Genomic DNA, 23,998 nt, shown 5'->3' on the forward strand with positions numbered 1-23,998 from the left:
TGTCATCATGCCGCGACCGCAGACCAGCCGTATCCTCTATATGAACAGACTCGCTCCCCTCGTCGCCCTGCTGTTTCTCGCAGGCTGCCAGTCCATTGCGCCGAACGCCCCCGACGAGGTGCCGCCGGTACAGGACGCCGCGCCTGCGACCGAACAAGCCGACGCCGGCGAGCGTGGCTCGTTCAGCCAGGAAACCCTGTATGCCCTGCTGGTCGCGGAACTTGCCGGCCAGCGCAACCGCTTCGACATTGCCTTGGGCAACTACGTCCAGCAGGCCAACGCGACCCAGGATGCGGGCGTCGCCGAACGCAGCTTCCGCATCGCCGAATACCTCGGGGCGGAACAGGCGGCATTGGATAGCGCGCTGATCTGGGCGCGCAACGCCCCGGACAACCTCGACGCGCAGCGCGCCGCGGCGGTACAGCTGGCACGCGGCGGTCGCTACGAAGAGTCGCTGGAGTTCATGGAGAAGGTCCTGCAGGGCCAGGGCGACACGCATTTCGACTTCCTCGCGCTCTCCGCCGCCGAAACCGACCCGGACACCCGGGCCGGCCTGCTGCAGAGCTTCGAGCGCCTGCTGAAGAAGTACCCGGACAATCCGCAACTGGCCTTCGGCAAGGCCGTTCTGCTGCAGCAGGATGGCAAGAGCGAGGAAGCACTGGCCCTCCTGGAAGCGCAACCGAGCGCACAGCAGCAGGTGCCGTCACTCCTGCTGCAAGCACGCCTGCTGCACGCGCTCGAGCGCGGCGACGAAGCACTCGCACTGTTGGAAAAGGGCCTGCATCGCCATCCCGAAGACAAGCGTCTGCGGCTGACCTACGCGCGCCTGCTGGTGGAGCATGAACGCCTGGACGAGGCCATGAGCGAATTCGCCACGCTCATTCAGCAGAACCCCACCGATGACGACCTGCGATTCTCGATGGCACTGGTGTGCATGGAGGCCGAAGCCTGGCGCGAGGCCATCGTCTACCTGGAGGAGCTGATCGAGCGAGGCAGCCACGTCGACGCCGCGCAGTTCAACCTCGGTCGTGCGCAGCAGGCGCTGGGCGACCAGAACAAGGCGCTGCAGGCGTTCGCTCAGGTCGGTGCGGGCAACGAGTACCTGCCGGCCAAGCTGATGCAGAGCCAGCTGCTCTATTCGCTCGACCGCGACGAAGAGGCATCCCGGGTGCTGGCTAAGGCACGCGACGAGCAGCCCGACTACGCGATCCAGCTGTACCTGATCGAGATCGAAGCGCTTTCCGAGCACAACCGCACCACGCAGGCCTGGAAGCTCGTCCAGCAGGCCCTGGAGCAGTACCCCGACGATCTCAGCCTGCTCTACACCCGCGCCATGCTCGCCGAGAAGCGCGGCGATCTCGATCAGCTGGAGCGCGACCTGCGCTTCATCATCGAGCGCGAGCCGGATAACGCGATGGCCATCAACGCACTGGGCTATACCCTCGCCGATCGCACCGAACGCCACCAGGAAGCGCTGGAGCTGATCGAGCAGGCCTACCGAATCAATCCCGACGACCCAGCCATCATGGACAGTCTGGGCTGGGTGCATTTCCGTCTGGGCAACCTGCCAGAGGCGGAGCGCCACCTGCGCAAGGCTTACGCGCAGTTTGCCGATCACGAGGTCGCCGCCCACCTCGGCGAAGTGCTCTGGGTCCGCGGTGAGCGCCGTGAAGCCCGTACGATCTGGGCGCAGGCCCTGCAGAGGGAACCGGACAGCGCGATCCTGCGCAGCACCCTCAAGCGCCTGACCGGCTCGGAGAAGCCCTGAACATGACGCTGCTGAACAAGCTTCTCGCCCCCTGCCTGGCCCTGCTGCTGGCGGGCTGCGCCGGCCTCGGCCCACGCGAATCGGTCGAAGGACCGGGCAACGCGACCGCCTGGAAGGAGCACCGCCGCCAGATCGCCAACCTTGATGGCTGGCAGATCAGCGGCAAGATCGGCATCCGCGCCCCGCAGGAATCGGGTAGCGGCACGCTTTTCTGGCTGCAGCGCCAGGATTACTTCGACATTCGCTTGTCCGGCCCGCTTGGCCGGGGCGCCACCCGCCTCACCGGACGCCCTGACGCCGTGGCGCTGGAAGTCGCCGGACAGGGTCGCTTCGAGGCCGACTCACCGGAAGCGCTGGTGGAGACCCAACTGGGCTGGCAGCTGCCGGTATCGCATCTGCTGTGGTGGGTGCGCGGCCTGCCCGCACCGGACAGCCGCAGCCGCTTGAGCCTGGACAGCGAAAGCCGCCTGGCCCGCCTAGAGCAGGACGGCTGGCAGGTGGTCTACCTCGCCTACGCCGAGCACGACGGCTTCACCCTGCCCGAGCGCATCCGCCTGCAAGGGCACGACCTGCAGATCACCCTCGTGGTCAAGGACTGGCAGCCGCGCCAGCTGGGACGCTGAATGCCCACGCTCACCCTGCCAGCACCGGCCAAACTCAACCTGATGCTGCACATCCTCGGCCGTCGTGCCGATGGCTATCACGAGCTGCAGACGTTGTTCCAGTTCCTCGACTACGGCGACGAGCTGAGCTTCAGCCCGCGTGAAGACGGCCAGATTCGCCTGCACACCGACCTGCCGGGAGTCGATCACGACAGCAACCTGATCGTCCGCGCCGCACGCCTGCTGCAGCGCGAGAGCGGCTGCACACTGGGCGCCGACATCGCGCTGACCAAGCGCCTGCCGATGGGCGGCGGCATCGGCGGCGGCAGTTCGGATGCCGCCACTACGCTGCTCGGCCTCGATCACCTGTGGCGGCTCGATCTCGGCGAAGACCGCCTGGCGGGGCTGGGGCTCGCGCTCGGCGCCGATGTGCCGGTGTTCGTCCGCGGCCACGCGGCCTTTGCCGAAGGGGTCGGCGAGCGCCTGCAACCAGTCGATCTGGAGGAACCTTGGTTTCTCGTGCTAGCGCCGCAAGTCTCTGTTAGTACAGCGGAAATATTTGCCGACCCGGAGTTGACACGTAATACCCCGGCCATTACAGTTCGCAGCCTTCTTGCTGGGGGCGGTCATAATGACTGTCAGCCGGTGGTTGAGAGGCGTTATCCAGAGGTTCGTAACGCCTTGAGCTTGCTGAACAAATTCGTTCCGGCAAGCATGACCGGCACTGGAGCTTGTGTGTTTGGGAGCTTCCCAAACGAGGGCGAGGCTGATAAAGTCCGCCGCCAACTTCCAGCCAGTTTGCCAAGTTTCGTGGCCCGCGGTCGTAACGTTTCAATGTTGCATCGCAGTCTGAAACAGATGGCGCAGGAAGCCAGTGCGTAACAAGCGAGCGGTACGATACAGGGGCGTCGCCAAGCGGTAAGGCACCAGGTTTTGATCCTGGCATGCGTTGGTTCGAATCCAGCCGCCCCTGCCATAACCTTTATCAGGTTCGTACGCGTCGAATCGCACGCGATTTTTACTCTACAGGGGCGTCGCCAAGCGGTAAGGCACCAGGTTTTGATCCTGGCATGCGTTGGTTCGAATCCAGCCGCCCCTGCCATACACTTGAAGCTGTTCAAGAGCTCGCCTTTTGAACAGCTTTTTATTCATCGGACCCACCCTCAGGCAGGTACTGCGCGTGTCCAAGATGATGGTCTTCACGGGGAACGCCAACCCCGATCTGGCCCGGCGTGTCGTACGTCAGCTGCATATCCCCCTCGGTGATGCCTATGTCGGAAAATTTTCCGACGGCGAGATCAGCGTCGAGATCAATGAAAATGTCCGCGGCAAGGATGTCTTCCTGATTCAACCGACCTGCGCCCCGACCAACGACAACCTAATGGAGCTGGTGGTGATGGCCGATGCCTTCCGCCGCTCCTCGGCCACCCGCATCACTGCCGTGGTGCCCTATTTCGGCTATGCCCGCCAGGATCGCCGTCCGCGTTCGGCTCGTGTGCCGATCAGCGCCAAGGTTGTGGCTGACATGCTCGACGTCGTCGGCGTCAACCGTGTCCTGACCGTCGACCTGCACGCCGACCAGATCCAGGGCTTCTTCGACATGCCGGTGGATAACATCTACGGCTCGCCGGTACTGGTCGATGACATCCAGGCCCAGCGCTTCGAAAACCTGATGATCGTCTCCCCCGATATCGGTGGCGTGGTACGCGCTCGCGCCGTAGCCAAGTCCCTCGGCGTCGACCTGGCGATCATCGACAAACGCCGGCCGAAGGCCAACCAGTCCGAAGTGATGCACATCATCGGCGATATCGAAGGCCGTACCTGCATCCTGGTCGACGACATGGTCGACACTGCCGGCACGCTGTGCCACGCAGCCAAGGCACTGAAGGACCACGGCGCAGCCAAGGTCTACGCCTACTGCACGCACCCGATCCTGTCCGGCCGCGCCATCGAGAACATCGAAGGCTCCGTGCTCGACGAGCTGGTGGTGACCAACACCATCCCGCTGTCGGCCGCCGCCCAGTCTTGCACCCGAATTCGCCAGCTGGACATCGCGCCAGTGGTGGCTGAAGCGGTACGCCGCATCAGCAATGCCGAATCGATCAGCGCGATGTTCCGCTAAGCGAAAGCTATCGAACACGCCCTGACGTAATGTGCCCCGCCTCGCGCGGGGCTTTTTGCCCAACAGCCCGAGCGCTGGTCGCAAGCGCGACGGGTATTGTTGTTACTGGAGAAACGAAATGACTGACTTCACCCTGAATGCCCAAGAGCGTTCCGACCTGGGGAAAGGTGCGAGCCGCCGCCTGCGTCGTAACGCCAACCTCGTGCCGGCCGTGATCTACGGTGGCGAAGCTGCGCCGCAATCGATCAGCATTCTGGCCAAAGATCTGGCCAAGATGCTGGAAAACGAAATCGCCTTCAGCAACATCATCAAGCTGAACGTCGACGGCAAAGGCCAGGACGTGGTGATCAAGGCGCTGCAGCGCCATCCGGCCAAGGGCTTCGTGCTGCACGCCGACTTCCAGCGCGTCATCGCCGGTCAGAAGCTGACCGCCACCGTTCCGGTGCACCTGATCAACCAGGAAACCTCCATTGGCGTCAAGCAGCAGGGTGGCGAGATCTACCTGAACCTGCCGGATGCCGAAGTGACCTGCCTGCCGCAGGATCTGCCGGACTTCATCGAAGTCGACATCGCCCAGATGGAAGTTGGCCAGGTTCTGCACATGAGCGACCTGAAGCTGCCGAAAGGTGTTGCCTTCGTTGCCCTGCAGCATGGTAGCGACCTGCCGGTCGTGAACATTCACGCACCGCGCGTGAGCAAGGAAGACGCTTCGAAAGAAGAAGGCGCTGCCGAGTAATCCACTCGCAGCTGCCCGCTGAGAAAAGAGGCCCCCGCCGTGACCGCCGTCAAACTGATCGTTGGCCTGGGAAATCCAGGCCCCGAATACGACCAGACCCGGCATAACGCGGGGGCTCTTTTCGTTGAGCGCCTGGCCGCCCGCGAGGGCGTCCAACTGAGCGCTGACCGCAAGTACTTCGGCCTGGTCGGCAAGTTCAGCCATCAGGGCGAAGACATCCGGCTGCTGATCCCCACCACCTATATGAACCGCAGCGGTCAGGCGGTGGCGGCACTGGCCGGTTTCTTCCGAATTCCCCTCGAGTCCATCCTGGTTGCCCACGATGAACTCGACATGCCCCCCGGCGTCGCCAAACTCAAGCAGGGCGGCGGCCATGGCGGACACAACGGGCTGCGCGACATCATCGCCAAGCTCGGTAATCAGAACGGCTTCCATCGCCTGCGCCTGGGCATCGGTCATCCCGGCCACGCCAGCCTGGTCAGCGGCTATGTACTGGGTCGTGCTCCGCAAGCTGAGCGCGAGAAGCTCGACGCGAGCATCGACTTCGCGCTGGATGTCGTGCCGCAGATTCTCGATGGCGACTGGACCCGCGCCATGCAGCGCCTGCACAGCCAGAAGGCCTGAACCTAACTCCGAGGCAAGATCATCATGGGATTCAACTGCGGCATCGTCGGTCTGCCCAATGTCGGCAAGTCCACCCTGTTTAATGCGCTGACCAAATCCGGCATCGCGGCGGAGAACTTCCCGTTCTGCACCATCGAACCGAACAGCGGGATCGTGCCGATGCCCGATGCCCGTCTCGCGGCGCTGGCCGAGATCGTCAAGCCCGAGCGCGTGCTGCCGACCACGATGGAATTCGTCGACATCGCCGGCCTCGTCGCCGGCGCCTCCAAAGGTGAAGGCCTGGGCAACAAGTTCCTCGCCAACATCCGCGAGACCGACGCCATCGCCCACGTAGTGCGCTGCTTCGAGGACGACAACGTCATTCACGTTTCCAACTCGGTCGATCCCAAGCGCGATATCGAGATCATCGACCTCGAACTGATCTTCGCCGACCTCGACAGCTGCGAGAAGCAGCTGCAGAAGGTGGCGCGCAACGCCAAGGGCGGCGACAAGGAAGCCCTGGCGCAGAAGGCGCTGCTGGAGAAGCTGATCCCGCATTTCACCGAAGGCAAGCCGGCGCGCTCGCTGCTGAAGAACCTCGGTGACGAAGAGAAGCGCCTGGTTCGCGGCTTCCACCTGCTGACCAGCAAGCCGGTCATGTACATCGCCAACGTTGCCGAGGATGGCTTCGAGAACAACCCGCACCTCGACGTGGTGAAAGCCATCGCCGAGGAGGAAGGCGCCATCGTGGTGCCGGTCTGCAACAAGATCGAGGCGGAGATCGCCGAGCTGGACGACGGCGAGGAGAAAGACATGTTCCTCGAGGCGCTGGGCCTGCAAGAGCCTGGCCTGAACCGCGTGATCCGTGCCGGCTATGAAATGCTCGGGCTGCAGACCTACTTCACCGCCGGCGTTAAGGAAGTACGCGCCTGGACCGTGAAGATCGGCGCCACCGCACCGCAGGCCGCCGCGGTGATCCACACCGATTTCGAGAAGGGCTTCATTCGCGCCGAAGTCATCGCCTACGACGACTTCATCCAGTACAAGGGCGAAGCCGGCGCCAAGGAAGCTGGCAAATGGCGCCTGGAAGGCAAGGAGTACATCGTCAAGGATGGCGACGTGATGCACTTCCGCTTCAACGTCTGACGCCACACCCGTCTCAGCAGGGCCCCGCGCGATCACCTCGCCGGGGCCTTTGTCTTTTCAGCGCGCCCGCAAAGTCGCGCTCAATACCTCTCCCGTTAGCACTTCATTGCGAATTCACTGGCTATGCTGCGGATAACGCCTGCCGAGGCGCGTCCCAGGTCCGCGGAACAACCGCTCGGCCGTCGCATTTGACAGTAGCGCACGCCAGCATTACGTTAACGTAAAGGTAACAGGCCTGACGCGACTATTTGCGGCCGCTCGAACAGAACAATTACAAGACCAACAGGTACCCTCCATGAGTTACTCCAGCCTTAACTTCGCCCTCGGCGAAACCATCGACATGCTGCGTGAGCAGGTCCAGGCCTTCGTCGCCGCCGAGCTGGCGCCGCGTGCCGAAGCCATCGATCAGGAAAACCTGTTCCCGGCGGACATGTGGAGAAAATTCGGCGAGATGGGTCTGCTCGGCGTGACCGTATCCGAGGAGTACGGCGGCGCCGGCCTCGGTTACCTCGCGCATGTGGTGGCGATGGAAGAAATCAGCCGCGGCTCGGCCTCGGTCGCCCTCTCCTACGGCGCCCACTCCAACCTGTGCGTCAACCAGATCAACCGCAACGGCAACCCCGAGCAGAAGGCCCGCTACCTGCCCAAGCTGATCAGCGGCGAACACGTCGGCGCGCTGGCCATGAGCGAGCCGAATGCCGGCTCCGACGTGGTCTCCATGAAGCTGCGCGCCGAAAAGCGCGGCGACCGCTACGTGCTCAACGGCAGCAAGACCTGGATCACCAACGGCCCGGACGCAAACACCTACGTGATCTACGCCAAGACCGACCTGGACAAGGGTCCGCACGGCATCACCGCGTTCATCGTCGAGCGCGACTGGAAAGGTTTCTCCCGCGGCAACAAGTTCGACAAGCTCGGCATGCGTGGCTCCAACACCTGCGAGCTGTTCTTCGATGACGTCGAGGTGCCGCAAGAGAACGTGCTGGGCGTCGAGAACGGCGGCGTCAAGGTGCTGATGAGCGGCCTGGATTACGAGCGCGTGGTACTGGCCGGCGGCCCGACTGGGATCATGCAGGCCTGCCTCGACGTCGTGGTGCCCTACATCCACGACCGCAAGCAGTTCGGTCAGAGCATCGGCGAGTTCCAGTTCATCCAGGGCAAGGTGGCGGACATGTACACCCAGCTCAACGCCAGTCGCGCCTATCTCTACGCCGTCGCCCAGGCCTGCGACCGTGGCGAGACCACCCGCAAAGACGCCGCCGGGGTGATCCTCTATACCGCCGAAAACGCCACGCAGATGGCCCTGCAGGCGATCCAGATCCTCGGTGGCAACGGCTATATCAACGAATTCCCCACCGGCCGCCTGCTGCGTGACGCCAAGCTCTACGAGATCGGCGCCGGCACCAGCGAGATCCGCCGGATGCTGATCGGACGCGAGCTGTTCAACGAATCCAAATAATCCGTAGGGTGGAAAACGGCCAGAGGCCTTTTCCACCGCATTTACGACAAGGTGGAAATCGCTTCGCGGATTTCCACCCTACGGGAGCCCGTCCATGGCCATCCTGCACACCCAGATCAATACCCGTTCGCCAGAGTTCGCCGCCAACAGCGCGGCGATGCTCGAACAGGTGAACAACCTGCGCGCCCTGCTCGGCCGCGTCAGCGAAGGCGGTGGCGCGACTGCCCAGCAGCGCCATGTCTCGCGCGGCAAGCTCTTGGTGCGCGAGCGCATCGACTGCCTACTCGACGCCGGCTCGGCCTTTCTCGAACTCGCGCCGCTGGCTGCCCATGAGGTGTACGGCGAAGACGTCGCCGCCGCCGGTGTCGTCGCCGGCATCGGCCGCGTCGAAGGCGTCGAGTGCATGATCATCGCCAACGACGCCACCGTGAAAGGCGGCACCTACTACCCGCTGACGGTGAAGAAGCACCTGCGCGCGCAGACCGTCGCCCGCGAGAACCGCCTGCCCTGCATCTACCTGGTGGACTCCGGTGGCGCCAACCTGCCGCGACAGGACGAGGTGTTCCCGGACCGCGAGCACTTCGGCCGCATCTTCTTCAACCAGGCCAACATGAGCGCCATGGGCATCCCGCAGATCGCCGTGGTGATGGGCTCGTGCACCGCCGGCGGCGCCTACGTGCCGGCGATGGCCGACGAGACCATCATGGTGCGCAACCAGGCGACCATCTTCCTGGCCGGCCCGCCGCTGGTGAAGGCGGCCACCGGCGAGGTGGTGACCGCCGAGGAACTGGGCGGCGCCGACGTGCACTGCAAGACCTCGGGCGTCGCCGACCACTACGCCGAGAACGACGAACACGCGCTGGCCCTTGCCCGCCGCTGCGTGGCCAACCTCAACTGGCGCAAGCTCGGCCAGTTGCAGAGCCGCGCGCCGCGCCCGCCGCTGTACGCGGCCGAGGAGCTGTACGGGGTGATCCCGGCACAGGCCAAGCAGCCCTACGACGTGCGCGAGGTGATCGCGCGGCTGGTGGATGGCAGCGAGTTCGATGAATTCAAGGCGCTGTTCGGCACCACCCTGGTCTGCGGCTTCGCCCACCTGCACGGCTACCCGATCGCCATTCTCGCCAACAACGGCATCCTGTTTTCCGAGGCCGCGCAGAAAGGCGCGCATTTCATCGAGCTGGCCTGCCAGCGCGGCGTGCCGCTGCTGTTCCTGCAGAACATCACCGGCTTCATGGTCGGCCAGAAGTACGAGGCCGGCGGCATCGCCAAGCACGGCGCCAAGCTGGTCACCGCGGTGGCCTGCGCCCAGGTGCCGAAGTTCACCGTGCTGATCGGCGGCAGCTTCGGCGCCGGCAACTACGGCATGTGCGGACGCGCCTACGACCCGCGCTTCCTGTGGATGTGGCCCAACGCGCGCATCGCGGTGATGGGCGGCGAACAGGCCGCCGGGGTGCTGGCCCAGGTCAAGCAGGAGCAGAGCGAACGCGCCGGCAAGCGCCTCGGCGACGACGAGGTGGCGGCCATCAAGCAGCCGATCCTCGAGCAGTACGAGCGCCAGGGCCATCCTTATTACTCCAGCGCGCGGCTGTGGGACGACGGCGTGATCGACCCGGCGCAGACCCGCGAGGTGCTGGGGCTGGCACTGTCCGCCGCGTTGAATGCGCCAATCGAGCCGACCCGCTTCGGCGTGTTCCGCATGTAATCCGTGCCGCCGGCAGCCGAGCGCGCCGGCGCCTGCAGTCGCATCGAGGATGCCGAGATGACCGATTTCCAGACCATCGAACTGAACAAAGACGCGCGCGGCGTGGCCACGCTCTGGCTCAACCGCGCGGACAAGAACAATGCATTCGACGCCCAGGTGATCGGCGAACTGAACGCAGCGCTGGCCCAGGTGCAGGACGATGCGGGCATCCGCTTCCTCATCCTGCGCGGGCGCGGCAAGCATTTCTCTGCTGGCGCGGATCTGGGCTGGATGCGTGAGTCGGCCAAACTCGACTACCAGGCGAACCTGGCTGACGCCCACGAACTCGGCGAGCTGATGCAGCGCCTTTACCAGCTGCCGCAGCCGACCCTGGCCGTGGTACAGGGCGCGGCCTTTGGCGGCGCGTTGGGGCTGATCGCCTGCTGCGACATGGCCATCGGCGCCCGCGACGCACTGTTCTGCCTGTCGGAAGTTCGCATCGGCCTGGCGCCGGCGGTGATCAGCCCGTACGTGGTCAAGGCCATCGGCGAGCGCGCCACCCGCCGCTACGCGCTGACCGCCGAACGTTTCGACGGCGCACGTGCCCGCGAACTCGGCCTGCTCGCAGAAACCTACCCGGCCAGTGAGCTGGACGCCGCGCTGGAGCAATGGGTCGACAACCTGCTGCTCAACAGCCCGCAGGCGCTCAAGGCCTGCAAGGACCTGCTGCTGGAAGTGGGCGATGGCGATTTCAGCGCAGACCTGCGCCAGACCACCGAACAGGCCATTGCCCGCCTGCGCACCAGCCCGGAAGGTCAGGAAGGCCTGAGCGCCTTTCTGGAAAAACGCACGCCCGCCTGGCAGGAGAAGAAGTGATGAATCGCCATATCGATACCCTGCTGGTCGCCAACCGCGGCGAGATCGCCTGCCGCGTGATGCGCACCGCCAAGGCCATGGGCCTGACCACCGTTGCGGTGCACAGCGCCATCGATGCCAGCGCGCGCCATGCCCGCGAAGCCGATATCCGCATCGACCTGGGCGGCGCCAAGCCGGCCGAGAGCTACCTGCGCATCGACAAGCTGATCGAGGCGGCCAAGGCCAGCGGCGCCCAGGCGATCCACCCGGGCTACGGCTTTCTCTCGGAGAACGCCGAGTTCGCCCGCGCCATCGAACAGGCCGGGCTGATCTTCCTCGGCCCACCCGCCTCCGCCATCGACGCCATGGGCAGCAAGTCCGCCGCCAAGGCGCTGATGGAAGAAGCCGGTGTGCCGCTAGTGCCGGGCTACCACGGCGAAGCGCAGGACGTGGAAACCTTCCGTGCTGCCGCGGAAAAGATCGGCTACCCGGTGCTGCTCAAGGCCACCGCCGGTGGCGGCGGCAAGGGCATGAAGGTGGTCGAGCGCGAGGCGGACCTGGCCGAGGCGCTGGCGTCCGCCCAGCGCGAGGCGCAGTCGTCGTTCGGTGACTCACGCATGCTGGTCGAGAAGTACGTGCTCAAGCCGCGCCATGTGGAAATCCAGGTCTTCGCCGACCAGCACGGCAACTGCCTGTACCTCAACGAGCGCGACTGCTCGATCCAGCGCCGCCATCAGAAGGTGGTCGAAGAGGCCCCTGCCCCTGGGCTGTCCCCCGAGCTGCGACGTGCCATGGGCGAAGCCGCGGTGAAGGCGGCCAAGGCCATCGGCTACGTCGGCGCCGGCACCGTGGAATTCCTGCTGGATGCCCGTGGCGAATTCTTCTTCATGGAAATGAACACTCGTCTGCAGGTCGAGCACCCGGTCACCGAGGCCATCACCGGCCTCGATCTGGTCGCCTGGCAGATTCGCGTCGCCCGTGGCGAGCAGCTGCCGATTCGCCAGGAACAGGTGCCGCTGATCGGCCATGCCATCGAGGTACGGCTGTACGCCGAGGATCCGGACAACGATTTCCTCCCCGCCACCGGCACCCTCGATCTCTACCGTGAGGCCGCGGATGGCCCGGGCCGTCGCGTCGACAGCGGCGTCGCCGAGGGCGATAGCGTGTCGCCGTTCTACGACCCGATGCTCGGCAAGCTGATCGCCTGGGGCGAGAATCGCGAGGAAGCGCGTCTGCGCCTGCTGGCCATGCTCGACGAGACCGCCGTCGGCGGCGTGCGCACCAACCTCGCCTTCCTGCGCCGCGTCGTCGGCCACCGCGCCTTTGCCGAGGCCGAGCTGGATACCGGCTTTATCCCGCGCCACGAACGCGAACTGCTGCGCCCGGCCGTCGAGCTGTCCGATGCCTTCTGGCAACAGGCTGCCGAGTGCTTCATGCAGAGCGAACCGACCACCGTTCGCGACGACGATGCCCATTCGCCGTGGTCCAAACGCAGCGGGCTGCGTTTCGGCATGCCGGCGCAGATCAGTCTGCATCTGCAGTGCAATGGCGAGAGCCGCCGGCTGAAGGTCGACCCGGCAGCGGCGCGGCAGGATGTCCACACGCCCAGGGCGATTCGCCAGGGTGATGCACTGTACCTGCAGTGGAACGGCGAATGGTTGGCCGTGCGCACCTTCGACCCCATCGCCGAAGCCGAAGCCAGCCACCAGCATCACGGCGGCCTGACCGCACCGATGAACGGCAGCATCGTCCGCGTGCTGGTCGAGCCTGGACAAAGCGTCGAGGCCGGCACCGCGCTGATCGTGCTGGAAGCAATGAAGATGGAACACAGCATCCGCAGCGCCCAGGCTGGCGTGGTCAAGAGCCTGTTCTGCAGCGAAGGCGAAATGGTCAGCGAAGGCGCGGTGCTGCTGGAGATGGAAGAAGCGTGACGGTCGCCAAGGTGGACAAGGCTTCGCCGTTGTCCACCCTACGCACGAACGCAAGGCCTTAGGGTGGAAAACGCCGCAGGCTTTTCCACCGGTAGCCGGACGCCTCGGCTGACACACATGAACCGGTGAGCCGACCAATCGCGCTCGCCCCTGGAGGACATATGAGCCTGCCCAAACAGGTCCGGCTGGTGGAAGTCGGCCCGCGTGACGGTCTGCAGAACGAGCAGCAGCCGATCAGCGTGGCGGACAAGGTGCGTCTGGTCGACGACCTGAGCGCCACCGGGCTGTCCTATATCGAAGTCGGCAGCTTCGTCTCGCCCAAGTGGGTGCCACAAATGGCGGGCTCCGCCGAAGTCTTCGCGCAGATCCAGCGCAAGGCCGGGGTCACTTACGCGGCGCTGACGCCGAACATGAAGGGCCTGGAGGCGGCCGCCGAGGCCGGCGTGAAGGAAGTCGCGGTGTTCGGTGCGGCCTCCGAAGCTTTCTCGCAGAAGAACATCAACTGCTCCATCGCCGAGAGCCTGGCACGCTTCGCGCCTTTGATGGAGGCTGCCCGCGAACACGACATTCGCGTGCGTGGCTACGTTTCCTGCGTGCTCGGCTGCCCTTACGAGGGTGAGGTCTCGCCAGCCAAGGTCGCCGAAGTGGCCCGCGAGCTGTATGCCATGGGCTGCTACGAGGTTTCCCTGGGCGACACCATCGGCACCGGCACACCGGGCAAGACCCGCACGCTGTTCGATACCGTAGCCCGCGAAGTGCCGCGCGAACGGTTGGCCGGGCATTTCCACGACACCTACGGCCAGGCGCTGGCGAATATCTATGCGAGCCTCTTGGAAGGCATCGCGGTGTTCGACAGCTCGGTCGCCGGCCTCGGCGGTTGCCCTTACGCCAAAGGCGCCAGCGGCAATGTCGCCAGCGAAGACGTGCTGTACATGTTCAACGGGCTGGACATAGCCACCGGCATCGACCTCGATGCCCTGATCGCTGCTGGCGACCGCATCAGCCGCGTGCTGGGCCGTGTCAACGGCTCGCGGGTGGCGCGCGCCCGCCATGCAGGCTGATCGGCATCGTTGTTGCATTGACGCATTCAGCCTGTGGCCGGTTCAGCCGCGGGCACGGACACAACAATAAGTAGAGGTATTTCATGAACAAGCTCTACCCCAGCGCTGCCCACGCCCTGGAAGGCCTGGTCGAGGACGGCATGACGCTCGCCGTCGGCGGCTTCGGCCTGTGCGGCATCCCCGAAGCATTGATCGCCGCCTTGCGCGACTCCGGCAAGAAGAACCTTACCGCCATCAGCAACAACGCCGGCGTCGACGGCTTCGGCCTCGGCCTGCTGCTGGAAACGCGGCAGATCAGCAAGATGGTTTCCTCCTACGTGGGCGAGAACAAGGAGTTCGAGCGCCAGTACCTGGCCGGCGAGCTGCAGCTGGAGTTCACCCCGCAAGGCACGCTGGCCGAGAAGCTGCGTGCCGGCGGCGCGGGCATCCCGGCGTTCTACACCAGGACCGGCTACGGCACGCTGGTGGCCGAGGGCAAGGAAACCCGCCAGTTCAACGGCGAGTGGTACGTGATGGAGGAATCGCTGACCGCCGATATCGCGCTGGTCAAGGCCTGGAAGGCCGACAAGGCGGGCAACCTGCTGTTTCGCAAGACCGCGCGCAACTTCAACCCGCTGGCGGCGATGGCCGGCAAGGTCTGCGTCGTCGAGGTGGAGGAGATCGTCGAGACCGGCGAGCTGGACCCGGACCAGATCCATCTGCCGGGCATCTATGTGCAACGCATCGTGCACAACCCGAGCCCGGAAAAGCGCATCGAAAAACGCACGGTGAGGAGCTGAGACCATGGCCTGGACACGTGAACAGATGGCGCAACGCGCCGCCCAGGAGCTGCAGGACGGCTTCTACGTCAACCTCGGTATCGGCCTGCCGACCCTGGTCGCCAACTACATCCCCGAAGGCATGGACGTCTGGCTGCAGAGCGAGAACGGCCTGCTCGGCATCGGCCCCTTCCCCACCGAAGAAGAGATCGACCCCGATCTGATCAACGCCGGCAAGCAGACCGTCACCGCCCTGCCCGGCTCGAGCTTCTTCGACAACGCGCAGAGCTTCGCCATGATCCGCGGCGGCCACATCAACCTGGCCATCCTCGGCGCCATGCAGGTGTCGGAAAAGGGCGACCTGGCCAACTGGATGATCCCCGGCAAGATGGTCAAGGGCATGGGCGGCGCGATGGACCTGGTGGCCGGCGTCAAGCGCGTCGTGGTGCTGATGGAGCACACCGCCAAGGGCGGTGAGCACAAGATCCTGCCGGCCTGCGACCTGCCGTTGACCGGCGTTGGCGTGGTCGACCGGATCATCACCGACCTCGGCGTGCTGGACGTCACCGAGCAGGGCCTGAAGCTGGTGGAGCTGGCCGAAGGCGTCAGCTTCGAGGAGCTGCAAGAGGCCACCGGCTGCCCGATCCAGCGCTGAACCGTATGCGCGCAATGCCCGGCGCCCGCCGCCGGCATTGCACGCCACGCCGGGGACTGGCGCCAGCACTGGCCAGTCACCTGCGCGACCGTATACTCGCCGTCGAACGCGCCCGCTGCATTGCGTCGCGGCAACGCCATTTCCGATCTGGAGTTCGTCATGCAAGACGTCGTCATCGTAGCTGCAACCCGCACCGCTATCGGCAGTTTCCAGGGCACGCTGGCCAATGTGCCGGCGGTCGAACTGGGCGCCACCGTGATCCGCGCCCTGCTGGAAAAAACCGGTATCGACCCGGCCCAGGTCGATGAAGTCATCCTCGGCCACGTGCTCACCGCCGGCGCCGGGCAGAACACCGCGCGCCAGGCCTCGATCAAGGCCGGCCTGCCTCACGCCGTACCGGCCATGACGCTGAACAAGGTCTGCGGCTCGGGCCTCAAGGCCGTGCATCTGGCCGTGCAGGCGATCCGCTGCGGCGATGCCGACGTGGTCATCGCCGGCGGCATGGAGAACATGAGCCTGGCGCCCTACGTTCTGCCCGGCGCGCGCACCGGCTTGCGCATGGGCCACGCGCAGATCGTCGATACCATGATCACCGACGGCCTGTGGGATGCCTTCAACGACTACCACATGGGCATCACCGCGGAGAACCTGGCCGACAAGTACGGCATCGACCGCGCCCAGCAGGACGCCTTCGCCGCGCAGTCGCAGCAGCGTGCCGCGGCGGCCATCGAAAGCGGCCGCTTCGATGCCGAGATCACCCCGGTCATGATTCCCCAGCGCAAGGGCGACCCGGTCGCCTTCGCCCGTGACGAGCAGCCCCGCGCCGGCACCACGGCCGAATCCCTCGGCGGCCTGCGTGCAGCCTTCAAGAAGGACGGCTGCGTCACCGCCGGCAACGCCTCGACCCTCAACGACGGCGCCGCCGCGGTGGTGCTGATGAGCGCCAGCAAGGCCGAGGCCCTCGGCCTGCCGGTACTGGCGAAGATCGCCGGTTACGCCAACGCCGGCGTCGACCCGGCGATCATGGGCATCGGCCCGGTCACCGCCACCCGCCGCTGCCTGGAGAAAGCCGGCTGGTCGCTGGCCGAGCTGGACCTGATCGAAGCCAACGAAGCCTTCGCCGTGCAGGCGCTGTCGGTGGGTAAGGAATTGGGCTGGGATGCCGATAAGGTCAACGTGAACGGCGGCGCCATCGCCCTCGGCCACCCGATCGGCGCCTCGGGCTGCCGTATCCTGGTGACCCTGCTGCACGAGATGCAGCGCCGCGACGTGAAAAAAGGCCTGGCGACGCTGTGCATCGGTGGCGGCCAGGGCGTGGCGCTGGCCATCGAACGCCCCTGAGCGGCACGTGATCCCTCGTTCGCACCGCGCACCGGTGCGGACGAGCGCGACCGGACATCGAGAACGAGCATGGCTAAACAGACCTACAGCATTTCCGACCTGGCCAACGAGCTGGACATCACCACCCGCGCCATCCGCTTCTACGAAGAACAGGGCATGCTCACCCCGACCCGCCGCGGCCAGGAGCGCATCTACACGCCCAAGGATCGCGTCACGCTGAAGCTGATCCTGCGCGGCAAGCGCATCGGCTTCTCGCTAGCCGAATGCAAAACGCTGATCGAGCTTTACGACCCCAAGGCCGGCAACCAGAAACAGCTGAACATCATGCTGCAGATGATCGCCGAGCGCCGCCAGCAACTGGAGCAGCAGCTACTCGACATCCAGCAGATGCAGCTGGAGCTGGACACCGCCGAGGAGCGCTGCCGCAGCGCGCTGCAGAGCACACTGGCGAAGCAGACGGCCGGCTGAGGGTGCGTTCGGCCACTGCAGCCCTGCATTCCAGTCAGTCCAGAACTCGAGAAAAGACTCCAGAAAACTGGACACCCCGCCTTGTCGGTGTACGGCTTTGCAGACACTCTTGAGCAACTCGGCCGGAAACGCACGGTCCTAACGCCCGTAGCCAAGCGAAGCGGCATAGGCACGCTATCTGCAAACGATCTTTCCCACGACACATGTCTGCCGTGGCGCACCCGGGCGATGTCCGCACCCACGCCGAGTTTCGCTGACTGCCGCCCGCATCAGACGGGCATTCCAATAATGGCTGCAGAGAGAACCGAACCGCCATGAGCATTGCCCGCGACGTACTCGACCATAATGGCCTCATCGTCGGCGTATCCCCGGAACGCTTCCGCATGCTGGCCATGCCCCTGCTGTTCGACCACCTCAACGCCCAGTGCGAAGGCACCATCGCGGTCAACCGGCAGGCGCGCATCGTCTGGATCAACGACAAGTACGCCGAGAAGATCGGCATCCGCGACCCCGCCAGCGTGCTCGGCCTGGAGGTCGAGCAGGTGCTGCCGGCCAGCCGTCTGCGCGAGGTGATGGAAAGCGGGCAGCCGAGCATGCTCGACCTGATGGCCTTCGGCGGCGAGCATTTCGTCGTCACCCGCATCCCGCTGCGTGACGAGGACGGCACCCTGGTCGGCGCGCTGGGTTTCGTGCTGTTCGACCGCGCGCGGCATCTCAAGCCGCTGATGGCCAAATACACCAGCCTGCAGACGCAACTGCTCGCCACGCAGAACGAATTGGCCAAGGCCCGACGGGCGCGCTACACGATCGCCGGTTTCATCGGCAACAGCCCGGCCGCCAGCGAGATCAAGCGCCAGGCCCGGCGCGCCGCGCAGCTCGACGCCACCGTGCTGCTGCGTGGCGAGACCGGCACCGGCAAGGAACTGCTGGCCCAGGGCATCCACAACCTCTCGCCGCGCGCGCGCGGGCCGTTCGTCGCGGTCAACGTCGCGGCGATCCCGGAGACGCTGGTCGAGGCCGAGCTGTTCGGCACCGCACCCGGTGCCTTCACCGGCGCCGACCGCAAGGCGCGCATCGGCAAGTTCGAGGTGGCCAACGGCGGCACGCTGTTCCTCGACGAGATCGGCGACCTGCCGCTGTCGCTGCAGGCCAAGCTGCTGCGCGTGCTGCAGGAGCAGGAGGTCGAACCGCTGGGTTCCAACCAGGTCAAGGCGCTCAACGTGCGGGTGATCGCCGCCACGCATATCGATCTGGAAGCCAAGGTAGCCGCCGGGCAGTTCCGTGACGATCTGTATTACCGCCTCAATGTGCTGGCGCTGCGGGTGCCGCCGCTGCGCGAGCGCAGCGGCGACATTCCCGCGGTGATCGAACACCTGCTCGACGACATCGCCAACCGCTCCGGCCAGCCGCCGATGGAACTCAGCCCGCAGGCGCTGGCGCTGCTCTGCGCGCAACCGTGGCGCGGCAACGTGCGTGAGCTGGGCAACCTGCTGGAGCGCGCGCAACTGTGCACCGACGGTCCGCAACTGGAAGTCGAGCACCTGCTGCCGCTGCTCGGCGAGCAGGCGAGTCCGGCGAGCAGTGCCGCTCCCGCCGCGACCAGTCGGCCCGCCGTCCCGAGCGAGCCGACCAGCGTGGACGAGGACCTGCCGCTGCAACCGCTCGCGCAGACGCTCGCCCACGCCGAACGCCGTGCACTGCAAAGCGCCTTGCGCGCCTGCCACGGCAATCGCCGGCGCGCCGCCATGGAGCTGGGCATCTCCCGCGCCAGCTTCTACAGCAAGCTCGCACAACACGGACTCAGCCAGCGCTGAGCGGTGGCGTCACGCACGCGTGTTCTGCCTGATCTATCGTTCTGTTCAGGGTGGCGATACCCGTCACCGCTCGGGAGCGACGACGATGACTGAGGATATTGGCAAGCTGGTGCTGCGCCTGGCGCTGGGCGTGCTGATGCTGCTGCACGGCATTTCGAAAGTGGTCAACGGCGTGGACGGCATCGTCGGCATGGTCACCGGCCTCGGCCTGCCTGCCGCGGTTGCCTATGGTGTGTATCTGGGCGAGGTGGTCGGCCCGCTGCTGGTGATCGTCGGACTGTACACGCGCGTCGGCGCCCTGCTGATCGCCGGCAACATGCTTTTCGCCCTGCTGCTGGCGCACCGGGCCGAGCTGTTCACGCTGGCCCCCACCGGCGGCTGGGCGCTCGAACTGCAGGGAATGTTCCTGTTCGGCGCGGTGGCCGTCCTGCTGCTCGGCGCCGGGCGTTTCAGCGTCGGCGGAACGAGCGGACGCTTCAACTAGCGCGACTGTCCGGCTGCACGGACACCTTCCAGCGCGCTGGACATCGACCCGCGCCCCGGCCTGGCACGCCCTGGTGGCAGGCCCCTCCCCGATTCTTCCTTCACCCCGCGACGCAGAGCGGCCGGTACGCCATGGGCGACCGGCCGTCGCGTTGCCGTGCGCGATACACGCCGCTGGCATGGCGCTGGCTTGAGCGGCGTAGTGCCCACTTGAGCGGCCTCGCACCGCTGCGGCGCGCTTCGTCCGACAACAACAAGAAGGAAGCCTCGCATGATCGTTCATCCCGTCATCGCCTCGATCCGGCGCCTCACGCCACTGACACTGGCCCTGTGGTTTGCCAGCCCGACGCATGCCGCCGACTGCACCGCGCTGCTCGGCAGCGAGATACCGGCCGCGGCCATCGGCCTGCCCACGCGGGGCGCGCAGGTCGTAGCGGCCAACGCCATGGCGGCCGGCGGCACTGCGCCGCAGGCCTTCGGTGCCTATTGCGACGTCAGCGCCGAGATTCGCCCCATCGACCGCGCCGCACCGCCCATCCGCCTGCGCCTGGCGCTGCCCGAGCAGTGGAACCGCAAGGCGCTGATGCTCGGCGGTGGCGGCTACAACGGCACCCTGCCGAACGTTGCCGGCAATGTCCCCGCCGGCCCGCTGGACCAGCCCACGCCGCTCGGCCGGGGCTACGCCGTGTTCGGCAGCGACTCCGGGCACGCCTTCGATCCGCTCAGCCCCGGGGGCTTTGCCTGGAACGACGAGGCCCTGGCCAACTACGCCCACGACGCGCTGAAGAAGACCCGCGATGCCGCCGTCTACCTGATCCGGCAGCGCTACGGTGCAGCCCCCGAACGCAGCTACTTCGCCGGCGGCTCTACCGGGGGGCGCGAGGCACTGGCCGTGGCGCAGCAGTGGCCGACCGACTTCCACGGCGTGATCGCCCTTTACCCCGCCTACAACGCCCTGGCACTGGACCTGCAGTTCGGCCGCATCACCCGTGCGCTCGCCGCGCCCGGCGCCTTTCCCAGCCTGGAGCAGCGCGCCGCGCTGCTGGAAGCGGCGATGCAGGCCTGCGACGGACTGGATGGCGTACGCGACGGCGTGATCAGCCATCAAGCCGCCTGCAACGCACGTTTCGATCCGGCCCGCGCCAAACTCGACGGCCGACCGCTGCGCTGCCCGGACGGAGCCGATAGCTCGCCGCGCTGCCTGTCGGACGCGCAGATCCGCGCACTGCGGGTATTCAACACACCGATCCGCTTCGGCTTCCCGCTGGCCAGCGGCGAAACCCATTACCCTGGCTTCAACACCTGGGGCACTGACCTCGGCCGGCCGGGGGAAGGCCTGCAGCTGGTAGTCAACCGCCTGGGCCTCAACACCCTGCAGCCGACCTACCCGATGCCCGTGCACGGCACCGGCTTCGCCGATGGCGCGCCCTACCACGCCGGCTTCTGGGATGAGTGGGTGCGCCACTTCGTGACGCGCAATCCCACCTTCAACTCGCTGACCCTCGATCCGCAGAACCCCGGCCCCTGGCAGGCGCGCATCAGCGAGCTGTCGCTGCGTCAGGACGTCAATGAGACCGATCTCTCCGCCTTCGCTAACAACGGCGGCAAGCTGCTCATGGCCCATGGCACCTCCGACCAGCTGGTAAGCACCCGCGCCAGCGCCCAGTACTACCAACGCATCCGCCGCGACATGGGGCCGGGCAGGACGCGTCAGTTCATGCGCTACTACGAGATCCCCGGCTACGGCCATGCCGCCAGCACGGTATTCAATGCCGCCTGGGACTCGCTTACCGCGTTGGAGAACTGGGTCGAGCGCGGCATCGCCCCGCGCCGCCAGATCGTCGCCGACAGCGCCGGCGTACCAGGACGCACCCGCCCACTATGCGAGTACCCGGGCTGGCCGAAGTACGTCGGCAAGGGTGCCGTAGATGCCGCCTCCAGCTTCGTCTGCGTGAACGCCCGCTGACCCGGGACAGGTGGCGGCCAGCGTCGTGCGCGCTGCCGCCACCGCCGTCCGCGATGCTGGACACCCGCGGCCCGCATCGATCCGACGCTGAACATGTCCGCCGAACTGGACGCTCTGCACACCAGCCGTATTAGCTCATGCCCGAGCCACGCACCAGCTCTAGCACGGGCCTCAGCGCATAGCGATTGCGCCACCGGGCCGGCTGGCACGGCTTTCGCTCAGGACTGGCAGCCGCGCGAACGCGGCGCAGAACAACAACAAGAGGAAATCCCATGCGACTCAAGCAAACCGTCGTCTGCCCACTGCTGTGCGGCAGCGCCGTTCTGATCGCCACCGGCCCCACAAACGCCGCCTTCATCGAAGACAGCAAAGCCAGCGTGGACCTGCGCAACTTCTACATGAACCGCGACTTCCGCTCCGGCGACGGGCAGTCCAAGGCCGAGGAATGGGCACAGGGCTTCATGCTGAAAATGGAGTCCGGCTACACCGAAGGCCCGATCGGCTTCGGCCTCGACGCCATCGGCCTCCTCGGCGTGAAGCTCGACTCCAGCCCCGACCGCGTCGGCACCGGTATCCTGCAGAGCGACCGCGAAGCACCCAACCGCGCCCAGGACGACTACGGCTCGGCCGGCCTCACGGCCAAGGCGAGGCTTTCGCAAACCACCCTGCATGTCGGCACCATGCAACCGCTGATTCCAGTGCTGATGCGCAACGACAGCCGCCTGCTGCCACAGACCTTCCGCGGCGCGTGGCTGCAGAGCAAGGAAATCGACGGCCTGACGCTCGATGTGGGCAGGCTCGACCGGGTCAACCAGCGCAACTCATCGGACAACGAGGAAATGACCGCCTTCAACGGCGGCCTGCGTAACATCCGCTTCGGTCGGCAGACCACCAGCGACGAGTTCCTCTTCGCCGGCGGCCGCTACGCCTGGACCCCGGAACTGAGCAGCAGCTACTACTACGGCGGGCTGGACGGCATCTACAAGGAACACAACTTCGGCCTGCTCCACGTACTGCCGCTCGGCGACAAACAGAGTTTCAAAACCGACCTGCGCTACGTGCACCAGACCGATGACGGCGGCAGCAACGTCGACGCCGACACCTTCGGCGCGATGTTCACCTACCGCATCGGCGGCCACGCCTTCGGCGCCGGCTACCAGCAAGTCTCCGGCGACACCGGCTTCGCCTACATCGCCGGCAGCGACAACTCACTGCTCAACCTGGTGCAGATCAACGACTTCGGCAACGAGGACGAACGCTCCTGGCAGGTCCGCTACGACTACGACTTCGCCGCCCTCGGCATCCCCGGCTTAACCCTCATGACCCGCTACCTCTCCGGCGATAACGTCGACCGCGGCGCTGGAGCCGGCGAAGGCAAGACCTGGGAGCGCAACACCGACCTCGCCTACGTGTTCCAGAGCGGCCCACTGAAAAACCTCGGCCTAAAACTGCGCAACGCCACCACCCGCAGCAACTTCCAGAACGACCTCGACGAGAACCGAGTGATCATCAGCTACAGCGTACCGCTCTGGTAATGACTTGCCCGTAGCAGCCACGCCGGGGCATGACGATGCGTAGTCACCTGCCCCAGACAAAAAGGGGTTAGCTTTCGCTAACCCCTTTCTCGGCCTGCAACGAATCCTGGGGCATTCGTCGATCACGATGACCGTGCGCTATGCACTATGCGCATCTGTCGCCGGACCATCTGGAATCTGCGCTTCGCCTGTCTCCACTTATCCAAAGCGGCCATGCGGTGGTATTCGCTTAATGTCCTTGCAGGTATGCTATCAATGATTTCATTGGATTCACTCGGAGGTTCTATGGCCAGCATTACGATCCGAAACCTTGACGACGACCTGAAGGCGAAATTGCGCGTTGTAGCGGCTAGTCATGGACGCTCGATGGAAGAAGAAGCCCGAATCATCATTCGGCAAGCCCTGTCGCGTCAGGAAAAGCGTGGCGGACTGGGTACTCGCATTCGCTCCCGTTTTGCTACGCTCGGCGGTGCGGAGCTCGCATTGCCTGAGCGAAAAGATAAGGCCCGAGCAGCGAGCTTCGATGAATGATCTTGCTTGATACCAATGTGTTGTCCGAGCTCATGCGAGCCAAGCCGGCGCCGCAAGTAATTGAGTGGGTCGACGCCCAGCCAGCGAGCGAGTTAGCGATCAGTGCGATCACTGTTGCGGAGATTCTTTACGGCATTGCCAGAATGCCGGATGGCAAGCGCAAACAAGGGCTGCTCGACATAGCCTCGGCCATGTTTGAGGAAGATTTCGCCGGCAATATCCTGCCGTTCGATGCAGACGCAGCCGTCCACTACGCAGAGATTGCTGCCGCGACCGAAGCGAAGGGGCGAATAGTAGATATGGCAGATGCGCAGATCGCCGCGATTGGACGGCGACACGATGCCATCATCGCGACTCGCAATACCCGTCATTTCGAGCCGTTGGGAGTGGCTTTGATCGATCCCTGGAGCGAATAGGGGTAACAGCGTTTCGTCTGTAGACAGGGCGTAGTCACTTCGTAGTCACCGGCCCAAAACAAAAAGG

At 65.5% G+C, this 23,998-nt stretch carries 22 protein-coding genes, 2 tRNA genes and 1 pseudogene; all 25 read left to right on the top strand.

The window, feature by feature from the left end:
- Window positions 1-40: 40 nt before the first annotated feature.
- The 25 genes and pseudogenes from HU825_RS01115 (at window position 41) to HU825_RS01235 (ending at window position 23,931) form a co-directional block, all read left to right on the top strand.
- On the top strand, window positions 41-1,768 hold the full coding sequence (locus HU825_RS01115; RefSeq protein WP_234302739.1) for a tetratricopeptide repeat protein: 1,728 nt from the start codon (window positions 41-43) through the stop codon (window positions 1,766-1,768).
- A 2-nt stretch (window positions 1,769-1,770) separates the two neighbouring features.
- Window positions 1,771-2,391, top strand: coding sequence for a lipoprotein insertase outer membrane protein LolB (gene lolB, locus HU825_RS01120; protein ID WP_054095048.1), 621 nt, complete (start codon window positions 1,771-1,773; stop codon window positions 2,389-2,391).
- Window positions 2,392-3,252, top strand: a complete 861-nt coding sequence (gene ispE / locus HU825_RS01125; protein WP_043297482.1) for a 4-(cytidine 5'-diphospho)-2-C-methyl-D-erythritol kinase — start codon at window positions 2,392-2,394, stop codon at window positions 3,250-3,252.
- 19 nt (window positions 3,253-3,271) lie between these two features.
- A tRNA-Gln gene (locus HU825_RS01130) sits at window positions 3,272-3,346 on the top strand.
- Window positions 3,347-3,397: 51 nt separating this feature from the next.
- Window positions 3,398-3,472: transfer RNA gene (locus tag HU825_RS01135), tRNA-Gln, on the top strand.
- Between the two features lie 78 nt (window positions 3,473-3,550).
- Entirely contained in the window at window positions 3,551-4,492 is a 942-nt protein-coding gene (locus HU825_RS01140; protein ID WP_008567058.1) for a ribose-phosphate pyrophosphokinase, read from the top strand.
- Between the two features lie 118 nt (window positions 4,493-4,610).
- Complete coding sequence (locus HU825_RS01145; RefSeq protein WP_043297481.1) at window positions 4,611-5,228, top strand: 50S ribosomal protein L25/general stress protein Ctc; 618 nt, start codon at window positions 4,611-4,613, stop codon at window positions 5,226-5,228.
- Window positions 5,229-5,267: 39 nt separating this feature from the next.
- On the top strand, window positions 5,268-5,852 hold the full coding sequence (gene pth, locus HU825_RS01150) for an aminoacyl-tRNA hydrolase (protein WP_043297480.1): 585 nt from the start codon (window positions 5,268-5,270) through the stop codon (window positions 5,850-5,852).
- Window positions 5,853-5,876: 24 nt separating this feature from the next.
- Window positions 5,877-6,977, top strand: coding sequence for a redox-regulated ATPase YchF (ychF, locus tag HU825_RS01155; RefSeq protein ID WP_043297479.1), 1,101 nt, complete (start codon window positions 5,877-5,879; stop codon window positions 6,975-6,977).
- 295 nt (window positions 6,978-7,272) lie between these two features.
- Window positions 7,273-8,436 (top strand): isovaleryl-CoA dehydrogenase, encoded by a 1,164-nt coding sequence (locus HU825_RS01160; protein WP_234302740.1) that lies wholly within the window; start codon window positions 7,273-7,275, stop codon window positions 8,434-8,436.
- Window positions 8,437-8,530: 94 nt separating this feature from the next.
- Entirely contained in the window at window positions 8,531-10,138 is a 1,608-nt protein-coding gene (locus tag HU825_RS01165) for a carboxyl transferase domain-containing protein (protein ID WP_234302741.1), read from the top strand.
- A 57-nt stretch (window positions 10,139-10,195) separates the two neighbouring features.
- The gene (locus HU825_RS01170) at window positions 10,196-10,993 is read left to right on the top strand and encodes a gamma-carboxygeranoyl-CoA hydratase (protein WP_234302742.1); all 798 of its coding nucleotides are present in this window, start codon (window positions 10,196-10,198) and stop codon (window positions 10,991-10,993) included.
- A complete protein-coding gene (locus HU825_RS01175) occupies window positions 10,993-12,903 on the top strand; it encodes an acetyl/propionyl/methylcrotonyl-CoA carboxylase subunit alpha (RefSeq protein WP_234302743.1) in 1,911 nt (636 codons plus the stop codon). Before HU825_RS01170 ends, HU825_RS01175 begins: the two co-directional genes overlap by 1 nt.
- A 161-nt stretch (window positions 12,904-13,064) precedes the next feature.
- Window positions 13,065-13,964 carry a hydroxymethylglutaryl-CoA lyase gene (locus HU825_RS01180; RefSeq protein ID WP_234302744.1) on the top strand — a complete coding sequence of 300 codons (900 nt, stop codon included), beginning with the start codon at window positions 13,065-13,067 and terminating at the stop codon, window positions 13,962-13,964.
- An 83-nt stretch (window positions 13,965-14,047) separates the two neighbouring features.
- On the top strand, window positions 14,048-14,743 hold the full coding sequence (locus HU825_RS01185) for a CoA transferase subunit A (protein ID WP_234302745.1): 696 nt from the start codon (window positions 14,048-14,050) through the stop codon (window positions 14,741-14,743).
- 4 nt (window positions 14,744-14,747) lie between these two features.
- Window positions 14,748-15,377, top strand: a complete 630-nt coding sequence (locus HU825_RS01190) for a CoA transferase subunit B (protein ID WP_234302746.1) — start codon at window positions 14,748-14,750, stop codon at window positions 15,375-15,377.
- Between the two features lie 159 nt (window positions 15,378-15,536).
- Complete coding sequence (locus HU825_RS01195; RefSeq protein WP_234302747.1) at window positions 15,537-16,718, top strand: acetyl-CoA C-acetyltransferase; 1,182 nt, start codon at window positions 15,537-15,539, stop codon at window positions 16,716-16,718.
- Window positions 16,719-16,787: 69 nt separating this feature from the next.
- Window positions 16,788-17,186 carry a MerR family transcriptional regulator gene (locus HU825_RS01200; RefSeq protein ID WP_043297472.1) on the top strand — a complete coding sequence of 133 codons (399 nt, stop codon included), beginning with the start codon at window positions 16,788-16,790 and terminating at the stop codon, window positions 17,184-17,186.
- 314 nt (window positions 17,187-17,500) lie between these two features.
- A complete protein-coding gene (locus tag HU825_RS01205; RefSeq protein WP_138300344.1) occupies window positions 17,501-19,000 on the top strand; it encodes a sigma-54 interaction domain-containing protein in 1,500 nt (499 codons plus the stop codon).
- An 85-nt stretch (window positions 19,001-19,085) separates the two neighbouring features.
- On the top strand, window positions 19,086-19,484 hold the full coding sequence (locus HU825_RS01210; RefSeq protein WP_043297470.1) for a DoxX family protein: 399 nt from the start codon (window positions 19,086-19,088) through the stop codon (window positions 19,482-19,484).
- Window positions 19,485-19,754: 270 nt separating this feature from the next.
- Complete coding sequence (locus tag HU825_RS01215) at window positions 19,755-21,449, top strand: tannase/feruloyl esterase family alpha/beta hydrolase (RefSeq protein ID WP_234302748.1); 1,695 nt, start codon at window positions 19,755-19,757, stop codon at window positions 21,447-21,449.
- Window positions 21,450-21,721: 272 nt separating this feature from the next.
- Window positions 21,722-22,984 (top strand): OprD family porin, encoded by a 1,263-nt coding sequence (locus tag HU825_RS01220; RefSeq protein ID WP_234302749.1) that lies wholly within the window; start codon window positions 21,722-21,724, stop codon window positions 22,982-22,984.
- 88 nt (window positions 22,985-23,072) lie between these two features.
- A pseudogene (locus tag HU825_RS01225) lies at window positions 23,073-23,217 on the top strand (phage integrase); the annotation flags it as partial.
- Between the two features lie 52 nt (window positions 23,218-23,269).
- Window positions 23,270-23,515 (top strand): FitA-like ribbon-helix-helix domain-containing protein, encoded by a 246-nt coding sequence (locus tag HU825_RS01230; protein ID WP_077683726.1) that lies wholly within the window; start codon window positions 23,270-23,272, stop codon window positions 23,513-23,515.
- Window positions 23,512-23,931, top strand: coding sequence for a type II toxin-antitoxin system VapC family toxin (locus HU825_RS01235; RefSeq protein ID WP_234302750.1), 420 nt, complete (start codon window positions 23,512-23,514; stop codon window positions 23,929-23,931). Before HU825_RS01230 ends, HU825_RS01235 begins: the two co-directional genes overlap by 4 nt.
- Window positions 23,932-23,998 lie beyond the last annotated feature (67 nt).

Origin of the sequence: Pseudomonas phenolilytica (genome assembly GCF_021432765.1) — a bacterium.
Classification (GTDB): Bacteria; Pseudomonadota; Gammaproteobacteria; order Pseudomonadales; family Pseudomonadaceae; genus Stutzerimonas; species Stutzerimonas phenolilytica.

Excerpts from the sequence above, each read along its gene's own strand:
- HU825_RS01115 (WP_234302739.1), top strand. The coding sequence starts at position 41 with ATGAACAGACTCGCTCCCCTCGTCGCCCTGCTGTTTCTCGCAGGCTGC.
- lolB (WP_054095048.1), top strand. The coding sequence starts at position 1,771 with ATGACGCTGCTGAACAAGCTTCTCGCCCCCTGCCTGGCCCTGCTGCTG.
- ispE (WP_043297482.1), top strand. The coding sequence starts at position 2,392 with ATGCCCACGCTCACCCTGCCAGCACCGGCCAAACTCAACCTGATGCTG.
- HU825_RS01145 (WP_043297481.1), top strand. The coding sequence starts at position 4,611 with ATGACTGACTTCACCCTGAATGCCCAAGAGCGTTCCGACCTGGGGAAA.
- ychF (WP_043297479.1), top strand. The coding sequence starts at position 5,877 with ATGGGATTCAACTGCGGCATCGTCGGTCTGCCCAATGTCGGCAAGTCC.
- HU825_RS01160 (WP_234302740.1), top strand. The coding sequence starts at position 7,273 with ATGAGTTACTCCAGCCTTAACTTCGCCCTCGGCGAAACCATCGACATG.
- HU825_RS01165 (WP_234302741.1), top strand. The coding sequence starts at position 8,531 with ATGGCCATCCTGCACACCCAGATCAATACCCGTTCGCCAGAGTTCGCC.
- HU825_RS01170 (WP_234302742.1), top strand. The coding sequence starts at position 10,196 with ATGACCGATTTCCAGACCATCGAACTGAACAAAGACGCGCGCGGCGTG.
- HU825_RS01175 (WP_234302743.1), top strand. The coding sequence starts at position 10,993 with ATGAATCGCCATATCGATACCCTGCTGGTCGCCAACCGCGGCGAGATC.
- HU825_RS01180 (WP_234302744.1), top strand. The coding sequence starts at position 13,065 with ATGAGCCTGCCCAAACAGGTCCGGCTGGTGGAAGTCGGCCCGCGTGAC.
- HU825_RS01185 (WP_234302745.1), top strand. The coding sequence starts at position 14,048 with ATGAACAAGCTCTACCCCAGCGCTGCCCACGCCCTGGAAGGCCTGGTC.
- HU825_RS01190 (WP_234302746.1), top strand. The coding sequence starts at position 14,748 with ATGGCCTGGACACGTGAACAGATGGCGCAACGCGCCGCCCAGGAGCTG.
- HU825_RS01195 (WP_234302747.1), top strand. The coding sequence starts at position 15,537 with ATGCAAGACGTCGTCATCGTAGCTGCAACCCGCACCGCTATCGGCAGT.
- HU825_RS01200 (WP_043297472.1), top strand. The coding sequence starts at position 16,788 with ATGGCTAAACAGACCTACAGCATTTCCGACCTGGCCAACGAGCTGGAC.
- HU825_RS01205 (WP_138300344.1), top strand. The coding sequence starts at position 17,501 with ATGAGCATTGCCCGCGACGTACTCGACCATAATGGCCTCATCGTCGGC.
- HU825_RS01210 (WP_043297470.1), top strand. The coding sequence starts at position 19,086 with ATGACTGAGGATATTGGCAAGCTGGTGCTGCGCCTGGCGCTGGGCGTG.
- HU825_RS01215 (WP_234302748.1), top strand. The coding sequence starts at position 19,755 with ATGATCGTTCATCCCGTCATCGCCTCGATCCGGCGCCTCACGCCACTG.
- HU825_RS01220 (WP_234302749.1), top strand. The coding sequence starts at position 21,722 with ATGCGACTCAAGCAAACCGTCGTCTGCCCACTGCTGTGCGGCAGCGCC.
- HU825_RS01230 (WP_077683726.1), top strand. The coding sequence starts at position 23,270 with ATGGCCAGCATTACGATCCGAAACCTTGACGACGACCTGAAGGCGAAA.
- HU825_RS01235 (WP_234302750.1), top strand. The coding sequence starts at position 23,512 with ATGATCTTGCTTGATACCAATGTGTTGTCCGAGCTCATGCGAGCCAAG.